The organism is Arthrobacter sp. MA-N2, from assembly GCF_000517125.1.
Classification (GTDB): Bacteria; Actinomycetota; Actinomycetes; order Actinomycetales; family Micrococcaceae; genus Arthrobacter; species Arthrobacter methylotrophus.
On sequence record NZ_KI912156.1, the window covers coordinates 617,905 to 641,172 of the forward strand.

Here is a 23,268-nt window from a genome sequence, read left to right on the forward strand (position 1 = left end):
GATGACCGACGTCAGCCTTCCACGAGGGCAGGGATCGGCGTCTCGGCGGCCTGGCGGGGCGCGGCGCGGTGTGCGTAGAAGAGGCCGACGCTGATCAGGAGGCAGAGCATGGCTGATCCGGCGTAGAGGGCGAAGAGGCCGGGGGCGCCGTCGGCGGTGAAGGCCAGGCCGCCGAAGAAGGGGCCCATGAAGGATCCGATGAATGCCATGGTGTTGGTTAGTCCGAGGATGGTTCCGCGCGAATGGGGGGCGACCGCGCCGGTGGCCGTGGCGTTGATGAGGTTCTGCGCCGAGTGTCCGCCGATGCCCATCAGTGCCACGCAGGCCAGGGAGAAGATCAGGGACGCGGGGCCCAGGAGGAGCCCCAGGAGCCCGGCGAGCGTCAGTGCCGCGCAGACGATGCCCACTTTGGCTGATCCGTGCTTGTCCGCTGCGTTGGCCGTGAACCATGAACCGATCACGGCGGCCCCGGTGAGCGCGAACGCGAAGATCAGTGCCTCGGTGAGGCTGAATCCCATGCTCCGCATGGATTCGGCGAGCCAGACGTTCAGGCCCAGCCAGGTGGTCATGTTGGTGATGGCGGCCAGGGCTACGAGGCCGACGAATATGTATCCGCGGCCTTTGAACAGGCCAAGGAACTTCTGCACGGGGGTCAGACCGGTGTCCCGGACTTCGGTTGGTTCAGTGATCCGGCAGGAGAGCAGGATGGCCAGGATGACGGCCGTCATGGTCGTGCCGAGCCAGAACATGGACCGCCAGCCCCACAGCGGCATCAGGAAGATGCCCACCAGCGCGGCGATGGTCCCGCCCATGGGGACTCCGGCCATGGCTATGGTGATGACCAGGCTGCCGCGCCCTTCCGGGGCGTGGTTGCGTGCCAGCGTCATGGCGGTGGTGAGTGCGGCGCCGACCCCGACGCCGGTCAGCATGCGGGCAGCTCCGAGGAACTCCGGCGTCGGCGCTATCGCGGCGAAGGCCGAGCCCAGTGCGAAGATCGCGGCGGCCAGTGCCATCACCCGTGGCCGGCCGATCCGTTCGGCCAGTGCAGTCCCGCCCAGGACCCCGATCAGCGCACCGGCGTACACGATGCCACCCACCAGGCCCGCCGTTGCCTCGTCGATCTTCAGTGACTGATCCTGGAGCAGCAGCGGAACAACGGAACCAAAAACAATTAGGTTGTAACCCTCCATGAGGGTCACCACCATGCACAGCGCGATGACTGCATTGTTGGACAAGAGCGGCCGGCGCGTGTCTCGGCGCTGAGACCTCTCCTGCGTGAATGTGGGGTTCATGTGGTCTTCCTTCGTTGACTCCGTCGGCCGGGCCCGCAACTCTGCGCGTCCTTCGAGAGGGGAGTGGATGAACTAAGCATCAAAAGTGACTAAGAACTCAAGTGTGAGATTAATCTCAACATTAAGCAAGAGGCAATCTTCCCGCGCAAGAGAAAACCCCGCACCTTGAGGTGCGGGGTTGCAATCTTTCGCTTGAATCTACACTTCCGGCAGCGGAGGAAGAGGCCGCGATGCGATCTCCTGGGCCTCGGCAGACGGGACGCCCACCATGCAGAGCATGGTCTGCGCAAAAAGTTCATCGGCGTGCACCTCCGTCTTGGAGGACAGGACCAGGTGCAGGGTCGCCAAGAGCGCGCCGAACGTACACGATGTTGCAACATCTATATCGGGAATCGTGAACCGGCCGGAATCGATCCCCTTGCGGAGGTCGCGGGCAGCGCGGGGCCCCAGGATCTCGATCAGTTGGGGATGCGCGACGCCAAGGCGGACAACGAACCAGCCCCAAAGGGGGTCCGTGATGGCCTTCAAGACGACATGGCGCAGCGAGAAGGAATAGATCTCGGCAGCGTCCTCCATCTCGGCCGTTAACGCGTCCATCGACTGGCCGAGGGACTCGACGGAGGCCTCGGCGACCGCTTCGACGATCTCGTCGCGGGATTGGAAATAGTTGTAGAAGGTGCCCGCGCCGAGGTCTGCGGCCTCGGTTATTTCCGAGAGCCCTACAGCGTCCACACCCCTTTCAGCCATCAGCGTCCGCGCTGCGTCGATCAGCCTGGCGCGGGTCTGCTCGCGCCGGCGCTGCTGGCGTCCGCCGGGCACGGCGGTGGGAGAAAGTGAATCCTGGGAGGCCATTTGAAAACCGTACGCCAGTAGCGGCGGCAATGCACAGGTCGCACCCCTCGAAGAGAAAACTGAGGACTTGCTCATTTTTGAGATAGATGTCACTATCGATATATGAGCTATGACGTGGATCACTTCAATGAGGAAACGCAGATGACCCCCACAGATTCCCGGCCCCCGGCCGCAGCAGCAACCCATACCGCATCGGACCGCACCCACGGCGGAACGTTTGATGCCGACGTCGCAGTCGTCGGAGGCGGCCCGGTAGGCACACTGCTCGCAGTCCTGCTCGGTCAACAGGGTCACCGCGTGACCATCGTCGAAAAGTGGCCGGAATTCTACGCCCAGCCCCGCGCCGTCACTTTCGACCATGAAATTGCACGGATCCTTTCCAGCCTGGGCATCGACTCGGAAAACGATCCCGCCATCGGCGTGCACGATGACATCTACTACTGGAAGAACGCCGCAGGGCAAACCCTGCTGGAGGTCGACTGGGCAAGCATGGCCGCGTCCGGCTGGCGCACCCGGTACTGGTTCTCCCAGCCGGACCTCGAAAAACGCCTGCGCGGCATCGCCGCCGCACTGCCAACCGTCCAGTTCCGCCAAGGCTGGGAAGCCACGAGCCTGGAACAGAGCGAGGCCGGCATCCTGATCCGCGGAACCGCCCGAACGGCAGACGGAACCACTGCCGAGCAGCAACTGAGCGCCCGCTACGTGGTGGGAGCGGACGGAGCCAACAGCTTCGTCCGGAAAGCCCTCGGTCTGGACTCCGATGACCACGGATTCTTCTTCGACTGGCTGATCCTGGACATGATCCCCAAAAAGCCGATGCACTTCTCGCCGTCCGCGTGGCAGCTGTGCGATCCCGCACGCCCGACGACGATCGTTCCGGGAGGTCCCGGACGCCGCCGCTGGGAGTTCATGGTCCTGCCCGGCGAATCCCCGGAGGAACTGAGCTCCCCTGAATCCGCGTGGCGCCTGCTGGAACCGTGGAACGTCACCCCGGACGACGCCGAGCTGGAACGTTCAGCGGTCTACCGTTTCCAAGCCCGCTGCGCCGAAACCTGGCGCGCCGGGCGCGGACTGATCGCCGGGGACGCCGCCCACCTCATGCCGCCCTTCGCCGGCGAGGGAATGTGCGCCGGCCTGCGCGATTCCGTTGCACTCGCCTGGCGCCTGGACCTCATCCTCAACGGGAAAGCAGGCGACGCCCTCTTGGACTCCTACGGCGAAGAACGCAAGGTACACGTCCGGCACTACATCGACTTCTCGATGGACCTGGGCAAGATCATCTGCATCGCCGATCCGGCAGAAGCAGCCGAGCGGGACCGCCGGATGATCGCCGAACACGCGGTGTCCAACGGAGTCCCGGTGGATACCGACATCGCCTCTCTCGGGCCCGGCCTCTGGCGCCAAGGATCCGCCCACGCCGGCGAACTCTCAGTCCAGGGCGTCGTGGAAGCCAACGGCCGCCGCGGACGCTTTGACGACGTCGTCGGCCGCGGCTGGACCGTGGTGGGCCGCGGGATGACCGGGGTGGACATGCTCACCTCCCGTCAAGCGCAGCGGCTGGAGTCCCTCGGCGGACGATGCGTCAGCATCGGCGCCCCGGGAACGGACTGCGACGTCGCCGACGTCGACGGCACCTACACAAAGTGGTTCGATGACCTGGACATCAACTTTGTGATCGTCCGTCCGGACTTCTACGTCGCAGCCACCGCCTCCGACGCCGCCGCACTTCGGGAATCCCTCGACGCCATGTTTGACGGCCTGCGCGCGGGCACGTTCGAACTGCACCCCCACCTAGCCACCACGAAGTGAAGGAATCCACTGCAATGACTTTGACTTTCGACCATGTAACCCTTGGCCAGCGTGTTCTGTTCGGGACCGGTGCGGCTGCCGTGAACCTGGCCGCGGAAGTGGCCCGGCTCGGTGCCGGGCGGGTGATGGTGATCGCTTCGGACTTTGAAACCCCGATGGCCCGCACCGTCGCTGCGGGCATCGACGTCGCGCTCTGGCACCACGAGGTCGTGATGCACGTCCCGATCGAGGCCGCCGAAAAGGCACGCGCCGCGGCCGTCGACGCCGGCATCGACCTGCTGGTCTGCGTCGGCGGGGGCTCGACGACGGGCCTGGCCAAAGCCATCGCCCTCACCTCGGGCATCCCGATCATCGCCGTGCCCACCACCTACGCCGGGTCCGAAGCGACCAACGTGTGGGGCCTGACCGAAGCGTCCCGGAAGAACACCGGGGTGGACGACGCCGTCCTGCCCGTCACGGTCATCTACGACGCGGCCCTGACCCTGTCCCTTCCAGTGGACATGTCCGTCGCCTCGGGCCTGAACGGCATGGCCCACTGCATCGACTCGATGTGGGCCCCCCGGGCCGACCCGATCAACGCCGCCCTGGGCGCCGAGGGCATCCGGGCCCTCAACCGCGGCCTGCCGCTGATCGTCCAGGACCCGACCGGGGCCGAAGGACGCGAGCAGGCCCTCTACGGCGCGTACCTGTCCGCGGTCGCGTTCGCTTCCGCAGGCTCCGGGCTGCACCACAAGATCTGCCACGTCCTGGGCGGGACCTTCAACCTTCCCCACGCCCAGACCCACGCCACCGTCCTGCCCTACGTCCTGGCATTCAACGCCCCCGCCGCCCCCGAAGCGGCAGCCCGCATCGCGGCAGCGTTCGGAACCGCCGACGCCCTGACCGGCCTCCAGGAACTCCGCAAACGCCTGGACGCCCCGAAGGCCCTGTCCGACTACGGCTTCACCGCCGAGGGCATCGCCCAAGCAGTGAACATCGTCCTGCCGGCCGTCCCCGCATCCAACCCGCGCCCGGCCACCACCGAAAACCTCACCCGGCTCCTCCAAGCGGCCCTGACCGGGGAAGACCCCCGGGTCCTCCTGGACCTCTGAGCAACCCCGGCACACGCCACCACCCCCGGACTCTAAGGAACCCCGCCATGACCACCCACCCCGCACCGACCATCAGCCCCGAACAGACCGCCGTCGAACAAGAACTCCTCGACACCGTCCTCGCATCCTTCGACAAAACCGAAGACCCCCGCCTGAAACAACTCATGCAGGCCCTCACCCGGCACCTGCACAACTTCCTGCGCGAAGTGCGCCTCACCGAAGAGGAATGGAACACCGGAATCGAGTTCCTCACCGCCGCCGGGCACATCACCGACGACAAACGCCAGGAATTCGTGCTCCTCTCCGACGTCCTGGGCGCCTCCATGCAAACCATCGCCATCAACAACCCTGCCCATACCGGCACCGCCCCCGCCACCGAAGCCACCGTCTTCGGGCCCTTCTTCGTCCAGGACGCCCCCGAAATCCCGATCGGCGGAGACATCGCCGGCGGCGCCCACGGCCAACCCTGCTGGGTCGAAGGCACCGTCACCGACACCGACGGCAACCCCCTCCCCGGCGCCCGCATCGAAGTCTGGGAAGCGGACGAAGACGGCTTCTACGACGTCCAATACACCGATGACCGCGTCGCCGGCCGCGCCCACCTCTACGCCGACCACGAAGGCAAATACGCGTTCTGGGCACTCACCCCCACCCCGTACCCCATCCCGCACGACGGACCCGTCGGCAAAATGCTCGAAGCCGTCGGCCGCTCCCCGGTCCGGGCCTCCCACCTGCACTTCATGGTCACCGCCGAAGGCCAACGCACCCTCGTGACCCACATCTTCGTCAAAGGAGACCCGCAAATCGAAATCGGCGACTCCGTCTTCGGCGTCAAAGACTCCCTCGTCAAACACTTCGACACCCAAGCCCCAGGCACACCCACCCCCGACGGACGGAACCTGAACAACCAGACCTGGACCCGCACCCGCTTCGACATCACCCTCGCACCCGCCAAGATCTAAGCTGGAACCTTGACTACCAGCCCAGCCTTGAGCCTGTTCTGCGCCGTCGCCCTCAAAGGCGCCGTCAAGGACTGCATCCTGCCCGCATTCACCCAAAGCACCGGAATCGCGGTCGACGCCTATTTCGCCCCGAGCCGCGCTTTGGTCGAGGAGATCACCGCCGGTGCAAAGCCGGATGTGATCATCGGTATCACGGCCCAGCTGACAACCCTGGGTGCAGACGGGACCATCGACGCCGGACCCCTGACGCCGCTGGCCAAAACCGGTATCGGCATCGCGGCCGCCCCGGACGTCGAGATTCCCGACGTTTCGACCGTCTCTGAACTCACCAAGGCGCTGACGGCAGCCCGTTCCGTGGCTTACTCACGGAACGGGCCAAGCGGCATCTACTTCGCCCGCCTGCTGCAGGACCTGGGCATCGCCGAAGAAGTCAACGAGAATGCCACCATCATCGACCAGGGCTTTACCGCTGCGGCGCTTCTCGATGGCCGTGCCGATCTGGCAATCCAGCAGATGAGCGAACTCATGTTCGTCCCGGAGGCCCAGATTGCCGGACCGCTACCAGCCGACGTCCAGCAATACACGTCCTTCTCCGCTGCGGTCTCCGCCCGGACAAGGAACAGTCCGGGCTCCGCCTCGCTGCTCATGTTCTTGGGTTCAAAGCTGGCGCGCGCTGCTTACCGCGATGCAGGCCTGGAACCAAGCTGAGGCCGCAGTCGCTGTTCGCAAGAGCTACGGTGTCTGCGCCGGAGCGGCGGACGCCAGCAGATGCCCCGGAACGTACGTTGCCAAGGATTCGAGGGCAGCGTCTATCCCGGAGGTCGTCGTGGCGGCGGCAACGTAGCGGTCCGGCCGGACGATCAAGGTGACATTGCTGCCGGCCAGGGGCGCAAAAGCACCGGTGACATCGGCGATGGTCAGGGTCGTGTCCAAGCCGGACGGTGCGTTGCCCGTTGTCCGGATCTCAATGCTGGGGCCGGCGGGGAAACGCAGCAGTGCCCAGCCTGTGCCGAGGACCGTGTCCAGCGCGGCGGTTTCCCCGGTGGAGAGGCGCACGTCGGGTTGGAAGAGTGAGCGGCCAACGAGGGCGGCGGCGGCCTTTGGCAGATCCTTGGCCGGTGCAATGACGCATCCCTCGGTGAAGTGTGGTTGTTTGAGGAACTTCATGCCCGCGAGCCAGTTTTTGGCTGCCGGGATGATGCCCAGGGCGGTGACGGCGAAGTCCCGGATAGCCGTCAACGCGGGGTTGACGTTCATGACCACTTTCCCGATCCGGTGCGACAGACGGACCATGTCCGCGGCATGGGGGCGCCGTTCTGTTTGGTAGGTCCCGAGCAGTGCGTCGGTGCCGGTGCCTTGGATGGTGGCGGCGAGCTTCCAGGCGAGGTTGGCTACGTCGCGGATGCCGGCATTCAGCGCCTGGCCGGCGAAGGGGGGCATCATGTGGGCGGCGTCGCCGGCGAGAAGCACATGTCCTGCCCGGTAGTTCAGGGCCACTCGCTGGTGGGCAACGTAGACCGCTGAGCGCCGGATGTCTTCGGCGGCGATTCTCTGGAACGGGGCAATCAGCTCGATGATGGATTCGGGCTCGGTCACTTTCTTCACATCGTCTTCCGGGAGCAACATGAATTCATAGCGGCGCCGGCCTTTGACGCCCGGGACTATGACGGCCGGACGCGTCCCGTTGCAGTGGAACTCAGAGAATTTCTCCGGTTCTTCGGTGTTGTTTACGGTATCCACGACGATCCATTTCTGGACCTGGGTGGAGCCTTCCATCGGGATTCCGAGCTGCGAGCGGACCGGGCTTCGGCCGCCGTCGCATGCCAGCACCCATTTGGCCCTAACGGTATGTTTGCCGTGATCATCGATCAGTACGGTGTCGACATGGTCCGGGCTGTCGGTGATCCGGAAGGCCTCGGTGTTGAACCGGACGTCGATGAGGGGGCGCTGCCGGGCGGCTTCGAGCAGGAGGGACTCCATGACCGGCTGGTCGAACTGTGACTTGCCGGGGTGGCCCAGCCGCGGCCTCGCGGGGCGTGCTTCCGCCAACAGTTGGCCCCTTCGTCCGTAGTAGCGGGCCCCGGTGTCCAGGAGCACATCCTCGGCAAGCTTGTCCATGACGCCGATCTGCGCCATGACCCGCAGCGCCTCATCGGTGACGCTGATGGCCCGCGGATCGTCGCTGGTGCCGGGGTTCCGCTCCACGATCACCACCCTCAGACCCTGGTCCGCGAGCAGGTTCGCCGCGGTCAAGCCGATGGGGCCTGCACCTATCACGAGTACGTCGGTGTCGATGACCTTGTCCATCAGGAGGCCAGCTGGACCGTGTTGCTCAGGGTGCCCAGGCCGGTGATTTCGACCTCGACGAGGTCGCCTTCGGAAAGCAGTCCGGAGGGGACCATGAAACGGCCGACGCCGCCAGGGGTGCCGGTGACGATGACATCGCCGGGGGAGAGCCTGGTGAAGCCGGTGATGTAGGCGATCAGTTGCGGGATGGTGAAGTAGAGGTCGGCCAGGGAGGCTTTTTGGCGGACGTCGCCGTTGACGCGGGTTTCCAGGGTGAGCTTGTCGACGTCGCCCAGGTCCGGGGCGGGAACCAGGTAGGGGCCGAAGCCGCCGGTGGCGGGGAAGTTCTTGCCCGGGGTCCATTGGGTGGTGGCCAGCTGCCAGTCGCGGACGGAGAAGTCGTTGTAGGCGGCGTAGCCGGCGATGTGGTCGAAGGCGTCTTCTTCGGTGACGTGGAAGCCTTCTTTGCCGATGACGAGGGCCATTTCGCCTTCGTAGTCGAATTCGTTCGTCGATGCCGGCATTTGTGCCGTTTGCAGGTGGCCCATTTGGGAGTCGGGGAAGCGGGTGAAGACGGTGGGGGCTTTTTGTTCCTTCTGGTGCGCGGCGTTGCCCGTTTCGTTCTGGTGGCTGCGGTAGTTCACGCCGATGCAGATGATTTTGCCCGGATCGGTGATGGCCGGGAGGAATTCGATCCCGGCTTCCGGCCGGGCCGGAGCGGTGCGGAATTCCTCGCCGACGGTCCCGAAGATGCCCTGCTCGACGGCGGAACGCAGGGTGGAGGCAAGGTTCAGGCCCGTGGGCCCAAGGTCGTATGCGGACCCATCGCTCACGATGCCCCAGGTGGGGTGACCGTCAGTTGCGGTGAAGCTTGCGTAGTTCATGGTTTTGCCTTTCGTGACGGCCGCCATCGCAGTCGTCATCAGTGTTTAGGGGGTGCTTTAGCGGTAAGGATTCGCCGGCGCGAGTCCATGGGTCCGGAAATCCATGGGGCGATAATTGCTCCACATGTTGTACCAGTTCTCGTCCTCGCCCCAGACCACAGGCGGACGATCGTCGTCGTAGATCTGCTCAAGGTCTGTGTAGAGCTCGATGACGTTTCCGGACGGTTCCACGAAGTAGGCGGCGATGTTGTGTCCGGCGCCGTGCCGTACCGGCCCCCAGATCAATTCGCGTCCGAGTTTGTTCAGGCGATCCCCGAGTTTTCCGAGGTCTGCGAGGCTCTGTGTTTGCCAAGCGTGGTGATGCAAGGTCCCTGCTCCCCGGACCAAGGCGATACCGTGGTGATCTGGATTGCAGCGCATGAAATAGGCAAAATCGTCACCGATAACGTCCGAGAGACGGAAGTCCAGAACCCGCTGCAGGAATCGCATCATCCCGCCCACATCGCGGGGGTGGAAGTTAAAATGGCCGTAGCGGTCAGGCCCGAAGGACTTCTGGGCTGCTCTGTCCTCTTGCATGCCTACGTAGATCTCGAAAACGAAGTCCTCGGGACCGATGAACGAGAAGCCGTCGTCGATCCCCGCACCGCGCGGCTTCTCGCTAATGATCGTGAATCCCTCACTATCGACGCGTTTGCGGATGGTCTTCAGTGCGTCGCCGTCCCTTGCGACCAGGCCGAAACTGTCGATCCCGTCGACTTCAGACTCCACGTAGACGAGTTCGTGGTGGACGTCGCTGGCTGCGAGATACACAGCCTCGGAGGTCCTCTCCGTCTCGCGTAGTCCCAGGACTTGGGTTGCGTCGAACACCGATCCGCTAAGGTCGGTGGTCTGAATGCCGACGTGGCCCATGGCCGTAATTAATCCCCAAGACATCCCTGTCTCCTGTTCGTGTTGAAAATTGAGATAGACGTGTTCCGGCCCGGAAATCATTGCCTGGTGCCGGGACAGCCTCGGTAGAGGCCATCTCAGACGGTGACTGCTGGACGTTCGAGCCCCTTGGCGACTTCGCCGAGCACGGGGCTAACGATTTCCGGAGAAACCTTGCAGTCCAGGATCAGCGTCCCTGTACCTCCGCGGAGGTTCCAGTCGCGGAGGGCCTGGAGATCTGAGAGTTCCCGGACCGTTGCAACCTGGGCTCCGAGGGAGGCACCTAGAGAAGCGAAGTCAACGTCCGGAATGAGCATTGGTTCGACGCGGAGCCCGTAGTTTCCGTATTGATGGATTTCAGCGCCATAGGCGGCATCGTTGAAAACGATGATGACGGAGCTCGTTGACTCGCGGACGACGGATTCCATGTCGGCCAATGCCATGAGGAGTCCCCCATCGCCAGTCGCGAGCACGATAGTCGATTCCGGCGCGGCGGCCGCTGCTCCGACGACGCCCGCGAGCCCCAGCCCGATCGATTGGAATGCACTGCCCAGCATGGCGGTGCGGCCAGGGCCGGACAGCCTGGCGCAGGTAGGCATCCACTCCGAGAAATTCCCCAAATCCTGGAGCAGTACCCTGTCTTCCGGCAATAGTTCGCCGATGGTCTTCGCTAGCGCCCGCGGGTCCAGGAGCCCGTCCGCGCCGAATTCCGAAACATCTGCCCGATGCTGGTATGCGTCGGTGGAAACGTCGCCCACCGACTGCCGCCACTGGGCCGCGCGGACGCCCCCTAACCCATTGAGGGCCTCTTCAATCATGGTGGCAACCGTGCCCACGTCGCCGTGAATGAAGATATCGGCTCTGGGATGGCGGGAGCCTTCCAGAATGTCGATTTGGATGACGGTGGCTTCGAGGCCGATCAGCTGCCCCATGTTCAGCGTGAAGCCGTTCAGCCGGGCACCCGCCACGAGGACGACGTCGGCCTGGGCCATGGTCTGCAGAGCCAGTTCCTGTCCAAAACCCCCGGCGATGCCGAGGTCCGCGGACATATCAGGAAACAGTCCCTGTGCCAGAAGGGTGGTGCAGGTGAGGGCGCCTAGTCCGGCCGCGAGGGTTCCCAACGCAGGGCCCGCCCCGGAGAGTCGCGCCCCGCGTCCGGCCAGGATCAGAGGCCGCTTGGCGGCAGCGAGGACTTTGCTTGCGACATCGAGTGCGACTGAAGGGACCAGACCCGTGTCGGAGGACGAATCGCCGTTTTCGGGCCGGGTAGCACCTGCCGAAGGTAGCTCGGGGACCCACTCGGCCGAGGACGTGGAGATGTCATGTGGGATGGCCAGCACCACGGGTTGAAGCGTGGAGAGGGCGGTCGCGACGGCTTCGTGGACAACACGTTGGGCATCATGGACGGAGCTCACGCGGAAAGTCTGGACAGACAGCGCCGCAGCGATCGCACTTTGATCCGTGTCGTATGGGCGGCTGCCCGAGTTGGGTGCATCTCCTGCCACCAGCACCATGGGTGTGGCGGCCATCTGTGCCTCCTGGAGCGCCGTTACCGTATTGGTGAATCCTGCTCCGTAAGTAACTGTTGCAACTCCCAGCCGGCCGGAGATGCGGTGGTAGGCGTCGGCTGCAGAAACGGCTCCGGCCTCGTGGCGCATTGCCGAGTATTCGATGCCGTGTTCATGCAACGCATCGACGAAGTATGCGTTGCCGTTGCCCATGACACCGAAGACTCGGTCTGATGAGTCCGACAAGGTTGCGGCAACAACCGCGGAGAGATGAGGCATTTCATGTCTTTCTGCTTGGAATGATCTGACGGCTGCCGCCAAAGAGGCCTGTCCTACCGCCGTCGCGAGACGTGCAAGGTGGCACAGGCCCCAGGGCCGGCCCCACGGCCTGCGCCACAGCAAATGCGCTGCGTCTATTCGCTAGCTGACCGCTGCGACGCGATCCGAAGAATCAGTCAACGCAAGGGTTTCGCCGAGGCGCAGGATCAGTTCATTGGCGTCCGCCAGGGTCGTGCCCGAGGCGAAGACGTAGAAATCCGGACGTATCAGGGCCATGGTCACGCCGCGGGCCGCAAACCATCGTGCGTAGTCACCGTTGACGTCGGCTATTTCGCTTCCGGGGCCGACATGGGCGGCGACGCCGCCTAGTTTCTCCCAAATGTGGCGGGCCTCGGCACCCCGGATCACCCTCGGTAGCCAGCAACTGCCATCTGCCGCCAACGACGTCATCGAACCGTCCCATGCGTCCCGAGTGCGAGACGACGCCCTGGACTCCGAGGAATCCGGCGATCTGGTCGTCGGCAGGCTGCAGACCCGGCCCGAGGCGCCAGCCGAGCTTCAAGCCTTTGGCGCCCGAACCGCCGTCGAGCCCTTCCTGCAGCAGCCGCTGGTTCCGCTCGGCAGCCTGACCGGGGTCCGTGATGGAGATGAGTTCGCCGATGGCAACCGCGTCGGTGATGACCTGTTGCACATGGGGAAGACGTTCGCTCTGGTAACTCTCGAGTATGGATTCCGGCGCCAAACCTCGAAGTATCAGGTCCAACCGCCACGCGATGGCCGCCGCGTCCCGCAATCCAGAGCACATTCCTTGACCAAGGAACGGCGGCATCAGGTGGGCGGAGTCGCCCGCCACAAGAACCCGGCCCCGGCCCCATTGCTCCGTCCACTGCCCACGGAACCTGTAGACCGCGTGTCGCACCAATTCACCCTGCGCTTCGCCAAGATCCCACTTCTGCAGAAGCCCCCAGGCGAATTCGGGACTATTGACGGAATCCGGGTCTTCGCCCTCGAGTAACTTGAACTCGAACCGGCGTACGTTTGGTCCGGCGGTGGTAAAGGTGGTGGGGCGCTGGGGATCGAGCAGTTGACCGATGTGTGGGTCCCAGGTGATGGGTTCGAACGGCCGAAAATCGACAACGAGCCAGTCAAACGAGAACCCAAGATCATGGATGTCTCCTCCCAGGTACCGGCTCACGATCGAGTTTGCCCCGTCTGCCCCTATGAGGTATTTCCCTTCGAAGACCAGTTTTTGGTCCGGGGAAACCAGCGCACCATCACCGGTCTTGGTGCGGCTGGCCGTGACAATGGCACCGTCGTGGGTGGACGTCAGCGACTCGACCTCCCACCCACGGACAAGATTGATGAGTGGATGATCCGCGATGGTATTCAAAAGCAACGTTTCGAGTTCAGGCTGAAAGAAGGAGCTGTGCCCGGGCCAGTCGAAGTCGCTGCGGGCCGGAGCCCAGTCCGACACCAGTTCGTGCCGGTCGGCATCGACGAGCGCCATGCGACGGCCGGGTCCGCCGTGCTTGTCGAGGAGCTTCTCGACCTCGTCGCCCAGACCCAGTGATTGGAGCACCCGCAGGGCCTCGTGGTCGATTGCACATGCCCGCGGAAGGGGCCATGGAGTAGGCCAGCGTTCAATGATTCCGACCCGCCATCCACGCTGTGCGAGGAGCAGGGCCTGGACCTGGCCTACCGGGCCTGCACCGACTATGACGACGTCGTATTTGGTGCGTGCTTCGTTTGGTTCTTGCGACATTGTTACTCCAGTGAAATTGTTGCGGTTCAGCGCGATGCAGGCAGCTTGGCCAGGCCGGATTTGAAGGCCATGCGCGACGCGCCGCCCTGCGGTCCCCAGGTATTGGCCCCAGTTGGCAGCTCAGCGTCCGTCCACACTCGCGGTTCCCAGGTCGGATCGCTGATCTTCTGCATGTCCGCGTAGACCTCGACGGTGACCCCGCCAGGCCCGACCAGGTATGCGGCGACGTTGTCACCGGCGCCGTGGCGCACCGGCCCCCAAAGGAACCCCTCGCGGCGGCGCCCCAGAAGGTCGCCAAGCCTGGCAATCTCGGAGACGCTCGAAAGCTCCAGCGCGTAGTGGTAGATGCCGTCAACCGGGGCCTGTGCCGCAGCGAGGGTGTGGTGCTCAAGGTGACAGCGAGCGAAGCCGGCCCACTCGCCGCTCTCCGGGTCACGGATCCAGTCAGAAATCTTGAATCCGAACGCATCAACCCAGAACTGCACGAGGGCAGGTACATCCTGGGCCCACAGATTCACATGTCCCAGTCGCTGCGGACGCACTCCGTGTTCGGCGTCGTCGACGTCTACCTTGTCCATGGCCACGTACAGCCAGAACACGTGGCCGCTCGGCGCGGCGATTCGTACTGCTCGTTTTATCCCCGGAGCCGGGCCGTCGCCCAGGAGCGTCGCCCCATGGGCAACTGCACGGCGTGCAGCCTCGTCAAGTGATGCCTCGTCCTCGGCGATCAAGCCGACATGGTCGAGTGCCGTCTCCGGCCCCTGCCGGTATTCGATCACATGATGAGGGCAGACCCTGCCCATTGAGGGATATGAACTTGTCATGGTCAGGTACGACGAGTGCTCGGTGCGCTCGGTTTCGTGCATGCCCAGGACTTCCACCGCGAAATGGGCTGCGGCATCGACATCAGCGACCTGGAGGGCTACATGCCCGATATCAAGAATCATCTCTTCACCTTTAAGTTCTGGCCGCAGGAGCGCGGCGATTTTCATGTTTTCCCATAATGGACGGGGCTGCTCGCCGTTGCGGCGGCTGGCCTCAACCTGGTTCTGTTGTCAGGAGATCGTCTCTGAGCCCATCGGAGTCGGGGTCCGGACTTCGGCAGGTAGAGGCACGGTGCCTACGGTCTCAAGGTCGTTGTCCTTCGACTCACGGAGGATCAGCAGGAATGTGATGCTGATGGCGCACATGGCAGCCATGTAGATCGCTACCGGCACGATCGAACCGCCGTTGGCTGCGACAAGCGACCCCAGGATCACGGGCGTGAAGCCGGCGCCCAAGAGCGTGGAGAGCTGGTTGCTCAAGGAAGCGCCCGTGTAGCGGCTGCGAGTACTGAACTGTTCCGGAAGGAATGCCGCCAGCGGGCCATAGGTTGCGGAGTGGAATACCGCGAAGATGATGAACGCGACCACAACCGAACCAAACGTTCCCCGGCCGAGCAGAGTGAACAGGGGGTAGACGCTTAAGGCCAAGGTCGCCATGCCAAAGATGAGCACGGGACGGCGACCCAACCGGTCCGAAAGCTTGGCATAACCAAGCGTGAGGAAGATTGCGAAGAACCATGCGATAGCAAAAGCCATCAGCACTTGTGTCCGGTCGCCGCCGTTCTGGACGGCGTAGGTGACGCCGAATGTCGAGAACGCGGTTTGCATCCCGCTGGAACCGATGATCGCAAGAGCCACCAGAATGACGGTTTTAGGTCGCTTGAGGACCTCGACTATCGGCGCGGCCTCCTTGAGCTTCTTCTCTTGGTGATAGATCGCGGCTTTGAACACCGGTGTTTCATCGATCTGCCGGCGCATGTAGATACCGAGCACGAGCATGGCAGCGGAGGCGAGGAAGGGCAAACGCCACCCCCAGCTCATGAACTGCTGCTCCGGAAGGAGCGCAACCAAGGCCATGGCGACCGTTGCCAGCACGGAACCGCTTGGTCCCCCTGCATTGGTGAAAGCGGCCTGGAAGCCACGCTTCTTGGTCTCCGCATGTTCGAGGGCCATCAAGGCAGCTCCGCCCCATTCGCCCCCCATGGCGATGCCCTGGACCACGCGCAACAGAATAAGGATGATCGCAGCCCAGGAACCGATGGCCGCACTGCTCGGGATGACGCCGATAAGGCAGGATCCGAGGCCCATGATCCACATCGAAGCCAGGAGTGCGCGTTTGCGCCCAAACTTGTCACCGAAGTGACCGAAGATCACGGCACCGAGCGGGCGCGCGATGTAGCCGACCGCGAAGGTTCCCAACGAGGCGATGGTCCCGGCGATGGGGCTTAGATTTGCGAAGAAGACAGGTCCGAAGACAAGGGCGGCCGCTGTGCCGTAGAGAAGGAAGTCGTAGTACTCGAGCATTGTGCCGAGGTAGCTGGAGATGAGTACCTTGCGGAGCTGTTTTGAGCTTTCCGCCTGCGGGGTCTGGCTGGTATTCATGACGCTCCTTTTCAGTTCGAGTAGTCTGGGCCGGCGACGGGGTTGATGAGCGATCCTACGAGCTCGACGTCGACCCGCACTACGTCTCCGGCCTTGAGGAACTGCTGCCGAGCCCGGCCGGTTCCTCCGGGCGTCCCGGTGAGGATCACATCACCGGGGGACAGGGTGGTGAACTGGGAGACGAAGGCGATGATCTCGGGGATGGTCCAGAACAACGAGCTGGACCGTGCCGACTGCCGCTGCTCGCCGTTGACGTAGGTGGCCAGCCCGATGTCGTCGCGGTTGGCGAATTCCTCAGGGGTTACCACCCACGGGCCGAGCGGGGTGAAGGTGTCAAAGCTTTTCGCCTTCATCACATCGAGCATGCCGGATGTGAATCGTCCGAACTGCACGTCCCTGGCCGAGACGTCGTTCGCCGCGGTGATGCCGAAGACATAATCCCAGCCGTCGTTGGCGGGGATACGGTGCCCGGACTTGCCGATGACCACGGCTATCTCGCCTTCGTAGTCAACTTCATCGGGTGCGATTTTCGGAAGGGAGATCGGCATGCGTTGGGCCGTAATGGAGGATGCTGCTTTGAGGAACACCGGGGGGTAGGCCGGTGCCTCTCTGGATACCGCAGACTTTGCCTCATTGACGTGGTCTTGGTACGCCAGGCCGAGGGCCCAAACGTTCCCCGTCAGTGCGGGCACAGGTGCCAGGAGATCATTGTCCTCATGCAAGACGTCCACTACCGACGCTGAGTCGAGTTCTTCCCGCGTGATGCCCGCGACCAGTGCGGATCCGAGGTCAGCGAACGCCGTGTCGAGGAGTTCGACGCCGGAGACGCCGCGGCGGACGATGCCCTGGGGGCTGGAGCCATATATCACAATGCCACCGCACTGGCTTCGTCGGGTGCCATGGCGGCAATGAGCCATGAGTCTTCGAACCTGACAAGCTCAGCCTCAAAGCGGGCCACACGTTCAAGCAGGGAATGCGATCCCCGGGCGTAGCGGGTGAGCACCCCGGTGGCGAGGATCCGTCCCTGAGATGCCTCAAGCACCGCGAGGTTGGTGATGACGTGCTGGGTGACCCGCTCGGTTTGTGCCTCTCTCCGGCCCAATGAGCGGGCAAGTTCTTCAAGCCCATGTGTCGTGTGTCCTGCAGCGGTCACGACTGCGTTGGGTGCGAACAACTCAACGGAAGCCGTTGCCCGGCCCGTATCGATGTTCCGGTAATGGCATAGGATCAGCTGCTCGGCGGTGAAGTGTGCAGTGGCCAGTTCATTCGCTGGCGTGGTTCCTGTCGTCGTTGACATGGTTCTCCTGTCGTGGTCCGGATTGCGGGGTTGCGGTGCCCGGAGAGTGGTAGCCCCTGAGGAAGGCATCGGCCTGGAAAGGCCGGCCCAGATCCGCCGGATGGCATCCGTTACATATGGGCCGCTGCTGGCTCCCCATGTCCAACGTGATGGTGTTTCCCGTCACCCTCCGTAACGGATGTCTCAAGCCTATGTGTGAATCACCTACAAGTCTTCATGGCTTTCGCTAAGATTTGGCGGTATTTTGAGTAATTATCTGTGAAAACCACAAGGTCGGATAGTGTGGCACCATCCGAACGAGGAGCATGCTGTGAAGAGCGCACAAATGTACACGGCAGATCTCTGCTCCCGGGCATTGGCTGACCAAGAGGCGATTGCCCAAGCGATAACCCGGAAGATCCGGTTCGAAGTTCCGGCATATGGCGTGGTTCCCTTTGAGGACCATGTGCAGCATGTCGGCGAACAGCAATTCCAGACGGTCACACTACTGGGGGAGCGCCGGACGCCTACCGCCGTCGAGGTTGGGCGGGCCGCCGCGCTGGGGAGGCTCCGCGCGGCGCAAGGAGTCAGCGTCGAGGCCGTAATTGGCGCATTCTTCATCGGCAGCCGTGAGACCTGGAAGCTGCTCGATAAGCTAGCCACGCCAGAGGAGCGCCCCTACCTACCTGAACTCGTCACGCTCATGTGGGAGAACGTGGGGCTCCTGACTCCGGCGATTGCTGAAGCCCATGCCTCGGTAAGCCAGGCGGCCGTTGGACGCGAAGTGGTCCTGCAGCAACGGCTCGTTGATCGTTTGATGGCGGGAAGTCTTGGCGCCGAGACTGGGGAGATCGCCACCGCACTCGGGTTCGACGTCAATGCCACCTTCAGCGCGATAGTCACGGACACCGTGACAGAGGATCTGATGACAGTTCGCAGCGTCGTCAGCGCCCTCCCGGGCACTGCGGTGTTGATTCTTCATGAGGACACTGTGGTGGCGCTTACTCAACGAACTGACCTTACGCGGTTTGCCGCCCGGTTCCGCGAGCGGCTTCCCGCGGTGAGACTTGGCGTTGGGATAGATCGCCGCGGACTCGAGGGGGCGGCCGAGTCGATCGTCGACGCTCGATTGGCTCTGGCCATAGCCACCTCGGAGCAGCCGGTTCGTCTCTTCGCGACCGGATGGTGGGAGGCCCTGTTGCGCAGCGAGCGGGAAAGACTGCTACCGCTGGTCGTTGAAGGGAGGGAGCTGGTGGCCGAAAAGCCGCACTTGGTCGAAGCTGTGCGGAGCTTTGCCCAGTCCGGGTTCTCCGTGACCTTGAGCGCCAACGCGCTGCATGTCCACCCGAACACTATGGCGTACCGCTTGGAGCGATGGAAGGATCTCACCGGTTGGGACGCGCGGACGTTCGACGGTTTGATGATCTCCTTACTGGCTGCCGACAGTCGGATCGACGGAAACTAGCCTCTAATCGGGCCGCGGCGGCGTGGTGCGGCCCCAAGCAGGCCCGGCGTTGCCTAGCCTAGAAGTATGGTCAACCAGGGCAAGCCACCGTCAAACGCGCGCACGTCGCCGTCGGCGAAAGGCCCTGCCCGGAACTCAAGCGCAAACCGACCGCAGGGTGCCGCAAATCCGCAAAGGCGCCGGCCGAGCCCTGCCGTGTACCGCCGTCGGAGGCTAGTGGTTTTTGGTGCCTTGCTGGTGGTCTTGGCGATGCTCGTAGCCGGGATTATGGCCATGACTTCCTCGCGTGCGAGCAACGCCGATTCCGGCGCCTCCAAGAATGACCCGAGCGGAGCTGCAGCGGCCCAGGCCCCGCAGGTGGTTCCCACTGTGGCCGCCACCACAACGCCTGCGCCCACCCCGGTCTGCGACCTCAACCTGGTGACGGTAACCGCGTCGACGGACCAGCCTTCCTATGCGGCCGGGCAGAACCCGGTGCTGAGCATGAAGATCACCAACGGCGGGTCCGCCCCATGCCAAGTGAATGTGGGGACCTCCCAGATGGAGTTCTTGGTGACGAGTGGCGAGGACCGGATTTTCTCCTCGAAGGACTGCCAGGCGAAGGGCGAGGACCTCGTGAAGCAGATTGATCCGGGCAAGAGCGAGACGGCCAATTTCGTGTGGCAACGGAACCGGACAACGGAGGGCTGTGGCGTGGTCTCAGCCAAGCCCGGCGCTGGCGGCGCGTATTACACATTCAAAGCCATGCTGGGGAACAAGGCGAGCACCAAGGCCGTCTTCCAACTCAGCTAAAGGCGGGAGCAAGGAGCCTGTGCCGGCTAAAGGAACCTGTCCAGCAGGCTGGCTTCAGCCATGCGACTGAGCCCTTCGCGAACGGTCCGGGCGCGCTGATCGCCTATGCCGTCCACGGTCATGAGGTCGTCGATAGTAGCGGCCATGAGGTTCTGGAGTCCGCCGAAATGTTCCACCAAACGGTCGGCCACGGCCTTCGGAACCGACTTCAGCCCGGACAGGAGGCGGTATCCGCGGGGCTGTACCCCGGCGTCGAGCACGTCCAAGCCCCCGGCGAAACCGATGATGCCGGAAATCTTGCCCAGATCAATCAGCTCGGTGGGGCCAAGCTCCAGAAGAGCCTGGACTGCGCCGTCGATCTCGTCCGGCGAGGCGTCGGCACCGGCGTAATCGCGGATGATCACGTCGCTGCCCGGGCCGCGACCAGTGGTGAGCTCTTCCAGCTGCAAGGACAGCAACCTGCCGTCTTCGCCCAGTTCAAGGACATACTGTGAGATTTCCTCGGCGATACGCCGGACCATTTCCTGGCGCTGGAGGGTGACGGCCACATCCCGGACGGTGACCATGGCCTCGATCTCGAGGGCCGAGAGGGCGCTGGTGACCTGGTCCAAACGGGCACTGTAGCGTTCAAGGGTTGCGAGGGCCTGGTTGGCGCGTGCCAGGACCTTCTCGGAGCCTTCCAGCACATGGCGCAAGCCGTTGACATACAGGGCGATGATCTGCATGGACTGGCTGACCGAAATCACCGGTACTCCGGTCTGGATGGCCACGCGCTCCGCTGTCCGATGGCGCGTCCCGGACTCCTGGGTCTCGATGCTGGAGTCCGGCACAAGCTGGACCGCGGCACGAAGGATATTCCCGGCGTCCTTGTCGCAAATGATGGCACCATCCATCTTCGCGAGCTCACGCAGCCGGGTCGGGGAGAAGTCGATGCCGATTTCAAAGCCGCCGGAACAGATCGACTCGATGGTCCGGTCCGTTCCCAGCACGATCAGGGCGCCAGTGCGCCCGCGGAGGATACGTTCCAGGCCGTCGCGCAGCGGCGTTCCGGGGGCCACCCTGCCCAGAGTCGCCTTGAGCGATTCTTCGGGGCTCCGAGCCATAGGTGTTCCCTTCAAAGGTGCAGGCAATCGTGCCCGCAAGTGTGCCGGTCTTCAGCAGTGAGCCGACAGGATCAAAATACTTGGTTTCCCGCAAGCTCAATGATAGAGGTATTGACCGGCAAGAACCGCACAGGCAAGCCTTAAAGTGCCCCAAAGAAGGTTACGTGACGAGGGCCTTGAAACGCGTTCGACGGCGGCAGCCAGACCACCACTTTGCGCCGGGTTCCCCGAAGCTCAGGGAGTCATCCGAAGCCGGGCGAGCCGCTCAAGGTCGCGTCGTACGCTCAAGAGTGCTGCTTCCCTGGCCGCAGCCTTTCCGGTGTCCGGATGTGATTGCCTTCCGGGAACGCCGGTTCCGCTTGCACTGGTTTCCGGGCGGCGTCCCTGTTGGGGCCAGTCCCTGGCCGCACTGGAATTCGGGCCGGCGTTCGCGGCGGAGGAGGGGCCGAGGGGATCGTAGAACAAGTCATTTCCCGGTTTCACCATTTCAAACTATCGGCCGGTGATTTCCGAGGTTTGTGCACCTCGTTTCAATCCTGTTAAACGCTGCCTTCGATACAGGACGTGAGCGAGCGTGGGCGAAAAAGAGCTCATAGGTGAGCGAGCGTCGCTAGGGAGGCAAACGCTCGCTCACCTATCGCCGCAAGCACGCCGATCCTCTATCGGATATGCCGGCATAGACATCTGAATGCCGTCCTCCCGCCGTGCCTTTTAGACGCCGCCTTCGGCCAGCTTGGCGGGCTGGGATAAACTTAGTACCTTGGCTGGCGCGCAACCGTGCCGCTCCCTGCGTTGGCCCCGGCCGGCAACGGGCCCGGATCCAGCCTCCATCCCACGCATGGCCCGTCGTTCTTCAGTGCGGGCAACGCCCAGATCGCAGCGAAAGTAGCACCGTGTCCCAAGAAGTCCTGAGCCCCGCCCGAGTCCAGGAAATTCACCACCAGGCGTCCCGGCGTCGGACTTTTGCGGTCATTTCGCACCCTGACGCGGGCAAGTCCACGCTGACGGAGGCCCTCGCCCTGCATGCCAAAGTCATCGGCACCGCAGGTGCGTCGAGTGGCAAGGCCAACCGCAAGGAAACCGTTTCGGACTGGATGCAGATGGAAAAGGACCGCGGTATTTCCATCAGCTCCGCGGCCTTGCAGTTCTCCTACCGGGACACCGTGATCAACCTGCTGGATACCCCGGGTCACGCCGATTTCTCCGAGGACACCTACCGGGTCCTGGCCGCCGTTGACTGCGCCGTCATGCTGGTGGATGCCGCGAAGGGCTTGGAAACGCAGACCATGAAGCTCTTCGAGGTCTGCAAACAGCGGAACCTGCCCATCATCACCGTCATCAATAAATGGGACCGGCCGGGCCTGGACGCCCTCGCGCTGATGGACGAAATCACAGAACGTACCGGCCTCCAACCCATGCCGCTGACCTGGGCTGTGGGCATTTCCGGCGACTTCCGTGGAGTCTGGGACCTGCGCAATGACCGCTTCGCCCGGTTCGCCCGTAACAACGCCGGCGCCAACATCGCCATCACTGAGTACTTCACCCCGGAAGAAGCAGCGGAAACGCAGGGCAACAACTGGAGCGACGCCGTCGACGAAGCCGGGCTGGTGATCGAATCGAACCTTGAATTCAACGTGGAAAGCTTCCACGCAGGAACGGCGACGCCTATCCTCTTCAGCTCGGCAGCGTTGAACTTCGGGGTCAAGGAAATCCTGGACGCATTGGTGGATTTCGCGCCTCCGGCCGCGCCCCGGCCGGACATCGACGGCGAACCCCGTTCCGTCGACGCGCCCTTCGCTGGTTTTGTCTTCAAGGTCCAGGCCGGCATGAACAAGGCCCACCGTGACCACGTCGCGTTCATCCGCGTGTGTTCCGGCGTCTTTGAGCGTGGCATGGTGGTCACGCAGACCCGTACCGGGAAGTCCTTCGCGACCAAGTACGCCCAGCAGGTGTTCGGGCGTGAACGCGAAGTCATCGACGAAGCCTACCCCGGCGATGTTGTTGGCTTGGTGAACGCGTCATCCCTGCGCGTAGGGGACAGCCTGTTCCTGGAAGAGCCCGTGGAATTCCCCGCCATCCCGCTTTTTGCGCCCGAACATTTCCAGGTGGCCAGGTCCCAGGATCCCAGCCGCTTCAAGCAATTCCGCCGCGGGATCGAGCAACTTGAGCACGAAGGCGTCATTCAAGTGCTCCGCTCCGACGTCCGTGGGGACCAGGCGCCGGTGCTCGCCGCTGTCGGTCCCATGCAGTTCGAAGTGGTGGAGGACCGCATGGCCCACGACTTCAACGCCCCGATGCGCTTGGAGCGCCTCCCGTACTCGATGGCGAGGATCTCGACGGCGGATGCCATGCCCGCGCTCGCGAACGTCCCTGGCGCTGAGGTGCTGTTGCGGTCCGACGGCGAATACCTGGCGTTATTCAACGACGTCTGGGCGCTGCGCCGGATCGAGAAGAACCACCCGAACCTCACGCTGCTGCCGATCGGCACGCACAACCCCGCGAAATAGTCCTCCAACCGCACCGCAATCCCTCTGGACATGCCCCTCGTATCAGC

At 63.6% G+C, this 23,268-nt stretch carries 21 protein-coding genes; 7 read left to right on the forward strand and 14 right to left on the reverse strand.

Going from position 1 to position 23,268, the window contains the following annotated elements; genetic code table 11:
• Positions 1–11: 11 nt before the first annotated feature.
• Together A3M3_RS26270 and A3M3_RS0121180 are read right to left on the reverse strand one after the other, a co-directional pair.
• Positions 12–1,292, reverse strand: a complete 1,281-nt coding sequence (locus A3M3_RS26270; protein ID WP_051423449.1) for an MFS transporter — start codon at positions 1,290–1,292, stop codon at positions 12–14.
• A 198-nt stretch (positions 1,293–1,490) separates the two neighbouring features.
• Entirely contained in the window at positions 1,491–2,144 is a 654-nt protein-coding gene (locus A3M3_RS0121180) for a TetR/AcrR family transcriptional regulator (protein WP_028268012.1), read from the reverse strand.
• A 141-nt stretch (positions 2,145–2,285) separates the two neighbouring features.
• Here A3M3_RS0121180 and mhpA point away from each other — a divergent pair, with 141 nt between their 5' ends.
• Genes mhpA through A3M3_RS0121200 form a run of 4 tightly spaced genes read left to right on the forward strand, consistent with a single transcriptional unit; the run spans position 2,286 to position 6,714 of the window.
• Positions 2,286–3,953 carry a bifunctional 3-(3-hydroxy-phenyl)propionate/3-hydroxycinnamic acid hydroxylase MhpA gene (gene mhpA, locus A3M3_RS26275; RefSeq protein WP_081737000.1) on the forward strand — a complete coding sequence of 556 codons (1,668 nt, stop codon included), beginning with the start codon at positions 2,286–2,288 and terminating at the stop codon, positions 3,951–3,953.
• A gap of 14 nt (positions 3,954–3,967) precedes the next feature.
• Positions 3,968–5,044, forward strand: coding sequence for a maleylacetate reductase (locus A3M3_RS0121190; protein WP_028268013.1), 1,077 nt, complete (start codon positions 3,968–3,970; stop codon positions 5,042–5,044).
• Between the two features lie 47 nt (positions 5,045–5,091).
• The gene (locus A3M3_RS0121195) at positions 5,092–6,006 is read left to right on the forward strand and encodes a dioxygenase family protein (protein WP_028268014.1); all 915 of its coding nucleotides are present in this window, start codon (positions 5,092–5,094) and stop codon (positions 6,004–6,006) included.
• 9 nt (positions 6,007–6,015) lie between these two features.
• A complete protein-coding gene (locus A3M3_RS0121200) occupies positions 6,016–6,714 on the forward strand; it encodes a molybdate ABC transporter substrate-binding protein (protein ID WP_035743442.1) in 699 nt (232 codons plus the stop codon).
• Positions 6,715–6,738: 24 nt separating this feature from the next.
• On the opposite strand, the gene A3M3_RS26280 is transcribed toward A3M3_RS0121200, so the two are convergent.
• From A3M3_RS26280 to A3M3_RS0121245, 10 genes are all read right to left on the reverse strand, one after another.
• The gene (locus A3M3_RS26280; protein ID WP_051423450.1) at positions 6,739–8,313 is read right to left on the reverse strand and encodes a bifunctional 3-(3-hydroxy-phenyl)propionate/3-hydroxycinnamic acid hydroxylase; all 1,575 of its coding nucleotides are present in this window, start codon (positions 8,311–8,313) and stop codon (positions 6,739–6,741) included.
• A complete protein-coding gene (locus A3M3_RS0121210; RefSeq protein WP_028268016.1) occupies positions 8,313–9,176 on the reverse strand; it encodes a fumarylacetoacetate hydrolase family protein in 864 nt (287 codons plus the stop codon). Before A3M3_RS0121210 ends, A3M3_RS26280 begins: the two co-directional genes overlap by 1 nt.
• 57 nt (positions 9,177–9,233) lie before the next feature.
• Positions 9,234–10,109: a VOC family protein gene (locus tag A3M3_RS0121215; RefSeq protein WP_197023347.1), complete on the reverse strand. Its 876-nt coding sequence runs from the start codon at positions 10,107–10,109 to the stop codon at positions 9,234–9,236.
• Positions 10,110–10,201: 92 nt separating this feature from the next.
• Complete coding sequence (locus A3M3_RS0121220; RefSeq protein ID WP_028268018.1) at positions 10,202–11,890, reverse strand: thiamine pyrophosphate-binding protein; 1,689 nt, start codon at positions 11,888–11,890, stop codon at positions 10,202–10,204.
• A gap of 141 nt (positions 11,891–12,031) precedes the next feature.
• Positions 12,032–12,166, reverse strand: a complete 135-nt coding sequence (locus A3M3_RS29330; protein ID WP_269317339.1) for a hypothetical protein — start codon at positions 12,164–12,166, stop codon at positions 12,032–12,034.
• Positions 12,167–12,200: 34 nt separating this feature from the next.
• Positions 12,201–13,652 carry a bifunctional 3-(3-hydroxy-phenyl)propionate/3-hydroxycinnamic acid hydroxylase gene (locus A3M3_RS26285; protein WP_051423452.1) on the reverse strand — a complete coding sequence of 484 codons (1,452 nt, stop codon included), beginning with the start codon at positions 13,650–13,652 and terminating at the stop codon, positions 12,201–12,203.
• A 26-nt stretch (positions 13,653–13,678) separates the two neighbouring features.
• Complete coding sequence (locus A3M3_RS0121230; RefSeq protein WP_197023348.1) at positions 13,679–14,599, reverse strand: VOC family protein; 921 nt, start codon at positions 14,597–14,599, stop codon at positions 13,679–13,681.
• A gap of 108 nt (positions 14,600–14,707) precedes the next feature.
• Positions 14,708–16,078, reverse strand: coding sequence for an MFS transporter (locus A3M3_RS26290; RefSeq protein ID WP_081736982.1), 1,371 nt, complete (start codon positions 16,076–16,078; stop codon positions 14,708–14,710).
• Between the two features lie 11 nt (positions 16,079–16,089).
• The gene (locus A3M3_RS0121240) at positions 16,090–16,947 is read right to left on the reverse strand and encodes a fumarylacetoacetate hydrolase family protein (protein ID WP_051423453.1); all 858 of its coding nucleotides are present in this window, start codon (positions 16,945–16,947) and stop codon (positions 16,090–16,092) included.
• Positions 16,944–17,375: a nuclear transport factor 2 family protein gene (locus A3M3_RS0121245; RefSeq protein ID WP_028268021.1), complete on the reverse strand. Its 432-nt coding sequence runs from the start codon at positions 17,373–17,375 to the stop codon at positions 16,944–16,946. The genes A3M3_RS0121240 and A3M3_RS0121245 overlap by 4 nt, the downstream gene beginning before the upstream one ends.
• 310 nt (positions 17,376–17,685) lie before the next feature.
• Between A3M3_RS0121245 and A3M3_RS0121250 the strand changes: the two genes are divergently transcribed.
• Both A3M3_RS0121250 and A3M3_RS0121255 read left to right on the forward strand, forming a co-directional pair.
• On the forward strand, positions 17,686–18,819 hold the full coding sequence (locus A3M3_RS0121250) for a PucR family transcriptional regulator (protein WP_028268022.1): 1,134 nt from the start codon (positions 17,686–17,688) through the stop codon (positions 18,817–18,819).
• A gap of 216 nt (positions 18,820–19,035) precedes the next feature.
• Positions 19,036–19,611 (forward strand): hypothetical protein, encoded by a 576-nt coding sequence (locus A3M3_RS0121255; protein WP_331280376.1) that lies wholly within the window; start codon positions 19,036–19,038, stop codon positions 19,609–19,611.
• Between the two features lie 26 nt (positions 19,612–19,637).
• Here the strand turns inward: A3M3_RS0121255 and disA are convergent, their stop codons facing one another.
• Both disA and A3M3_RS0121265 read right to left on the reverse strand, forming a co-directional pair.
• Positions 19,638–20,714 carry a DNA integrity scanning diadenylate cyclase DisA gene (disA, locus tag A3M3_RS0121260; protein WP_028268024.1) on the reverse strand — a complete coding sequence of 359 codons (1,077 nt, stop codon included), beginning with the start codon at positions 20,712–20,714 and terminating at the stop codon, positions 19,638–19,640.
• Positions 20,715–20,948: 234 nt separating this feature from the next.
• The gene (locus A3M3_RS0121265; RefSeq protein WP_028268025.1) at positions 20,949–21,200 is read right to left on the reverse strand and encodes a hypothetical protein; all 252 of its coding nucleotides are present in this window, start codon (positions 21,198–21,200) and stop codon (positions 20,949–20,951) included.
• 407 nt (positions 21,201–21,607) lie between these two features.
• On the opposite strand from A3M3_RS0121265, the gene A3M3_RS0121270 reads away from it, so the two are divergent.
• The gene (locus tag A3M3_RS0121270; RefSeq protein WP_028268026.1) at positions 21,608–23,221 is read left to right on the forward strand and encodes a peptide chain release factor 3; all 1,614 of its coding nucleotides are present in this window, start codon (positions 21,608–21,610) and stop codon (positions 23,219–23,221) included.
• The last annotated feature ends 47 nt before the right edge of the window (positions 23,222–23,268 follow it).

Excerpts from the sequence above, each read along its gene's own strand:
- A3M3_RS26270 (WP_051423449.1), bottom strand. The coding sequence starts at position 1,292 with ATGAACCCCACATTCACGCAGGAGAGGTCTCAGCGCCGAGACACGCGC.
- A3M3_RS0121180 (WP_028268012.1), bottom strand. The coding sequence starts at position 2,144 with ATGGCCTCCCAGGATTCACTTTCTCCCACCGCCGTGCCCGGCGGACGC.
- mhpA (WP_081737000.1), top strand. The coding sequence starts at position 2,286 with ATGACCCCCACAGATTCCCGGCCCCCGGCCGCAGCAGCAACCCATACC.
- A3M3_RS0121190 (WP_028268013.1), top strand. The coding sequence starts at position 3,968 with ATGACTTTGACTTTCGACCATGTAACCCTTGGCCAGCGTGTTCTGTTC.
- A3M3_RS0121195 (WP_028268014.1), top strand. The coding sequence starts at position 5,092 with ATGACCACCCACCCCGCACCGACCATCAGCCCCGAACAGACCGCCGTC.
- A3M3_RS26280 (WP_051423450.1), bottom strand. The coding sequence starts at position 8,313 with ATGGACAAGGTCATCGACACCGACGTACTCGTGATAGGTGCAGGCCCC.
- A3M3_RS0121210 (WP_028268016.1), bottom strand. The coding sequence starts at position 9,176 with ATGAACTACGCAAGCTTCACCGCAACTGACGGTCACCCCACCTGGGGC.
- A3M3_RS0121215 (WP_197023347.1), bottom strand. The coding sequence starts at position 10,109 with ATGTCTTGGGGATTAATTACGGCCATGGGCCACGTCGGCATTCAGACC.
- A3M3_RS0121220 (WP_028268018.1), bottom strand. The coding sequence starts at position 11,890 with ATGCCTCATCTCTCCGCGGTTGTTGCCGCAACCTTGTCGGACTCATCA.
- A3M3_RS29330 (WP_269317339.1), bottom strand. The coding sequence starts at position 12,166 with ATGGCCCTGATACGTCCGGATTTCTACGTCTTCGCCTCGGGCACGACC.
- A3M3_RS26285 (WP_051423452.1), bottom strand. The coding sequence starts at position 13,652 with ATGTCGCAAGAACCAAACGAAGCACGCACCAAATACGACGTCGTCATA.
- A3M3_RS0121230 (WP_197023348.1), bottom strand. The coding sequence starts at position 14,599 with ATGATTCTTGATATCGGGCATGTAGCCCTCCAGGTCGCTGATGTCGAT.
- A3M3_RS26290 (WP_081736982.1), bottom strand. The coding sequence starts at position 16,078 with ATGAATACCAGCCAGACCCCGCAGGCGGAAAGCTCAAAACAGCTCCGC.
- A3M3_RS0121245 (WP_028268021.1), bottom strand. The coding sequence starts at position 17,375 with ATGTCAACGACGACAGGAACCACGCCAGCGAATGAACTGGCCACTGCA.
- disA (WP_028268024.1), bottom strand. The coding sequence starts at position 20,714 with ATGGCTCGGAGCCCCGAAGAATCGCTCAAGGCGACTCTGGGCAGGGTG.
- A3M3_RS0121265 (WP_028268025.1), bottom strand. The coding sequence starts at position 21,200 with ATGGTGAAACCGGGAAATGACTTGTTCTACGATCCCCTCGGCCCCTCC.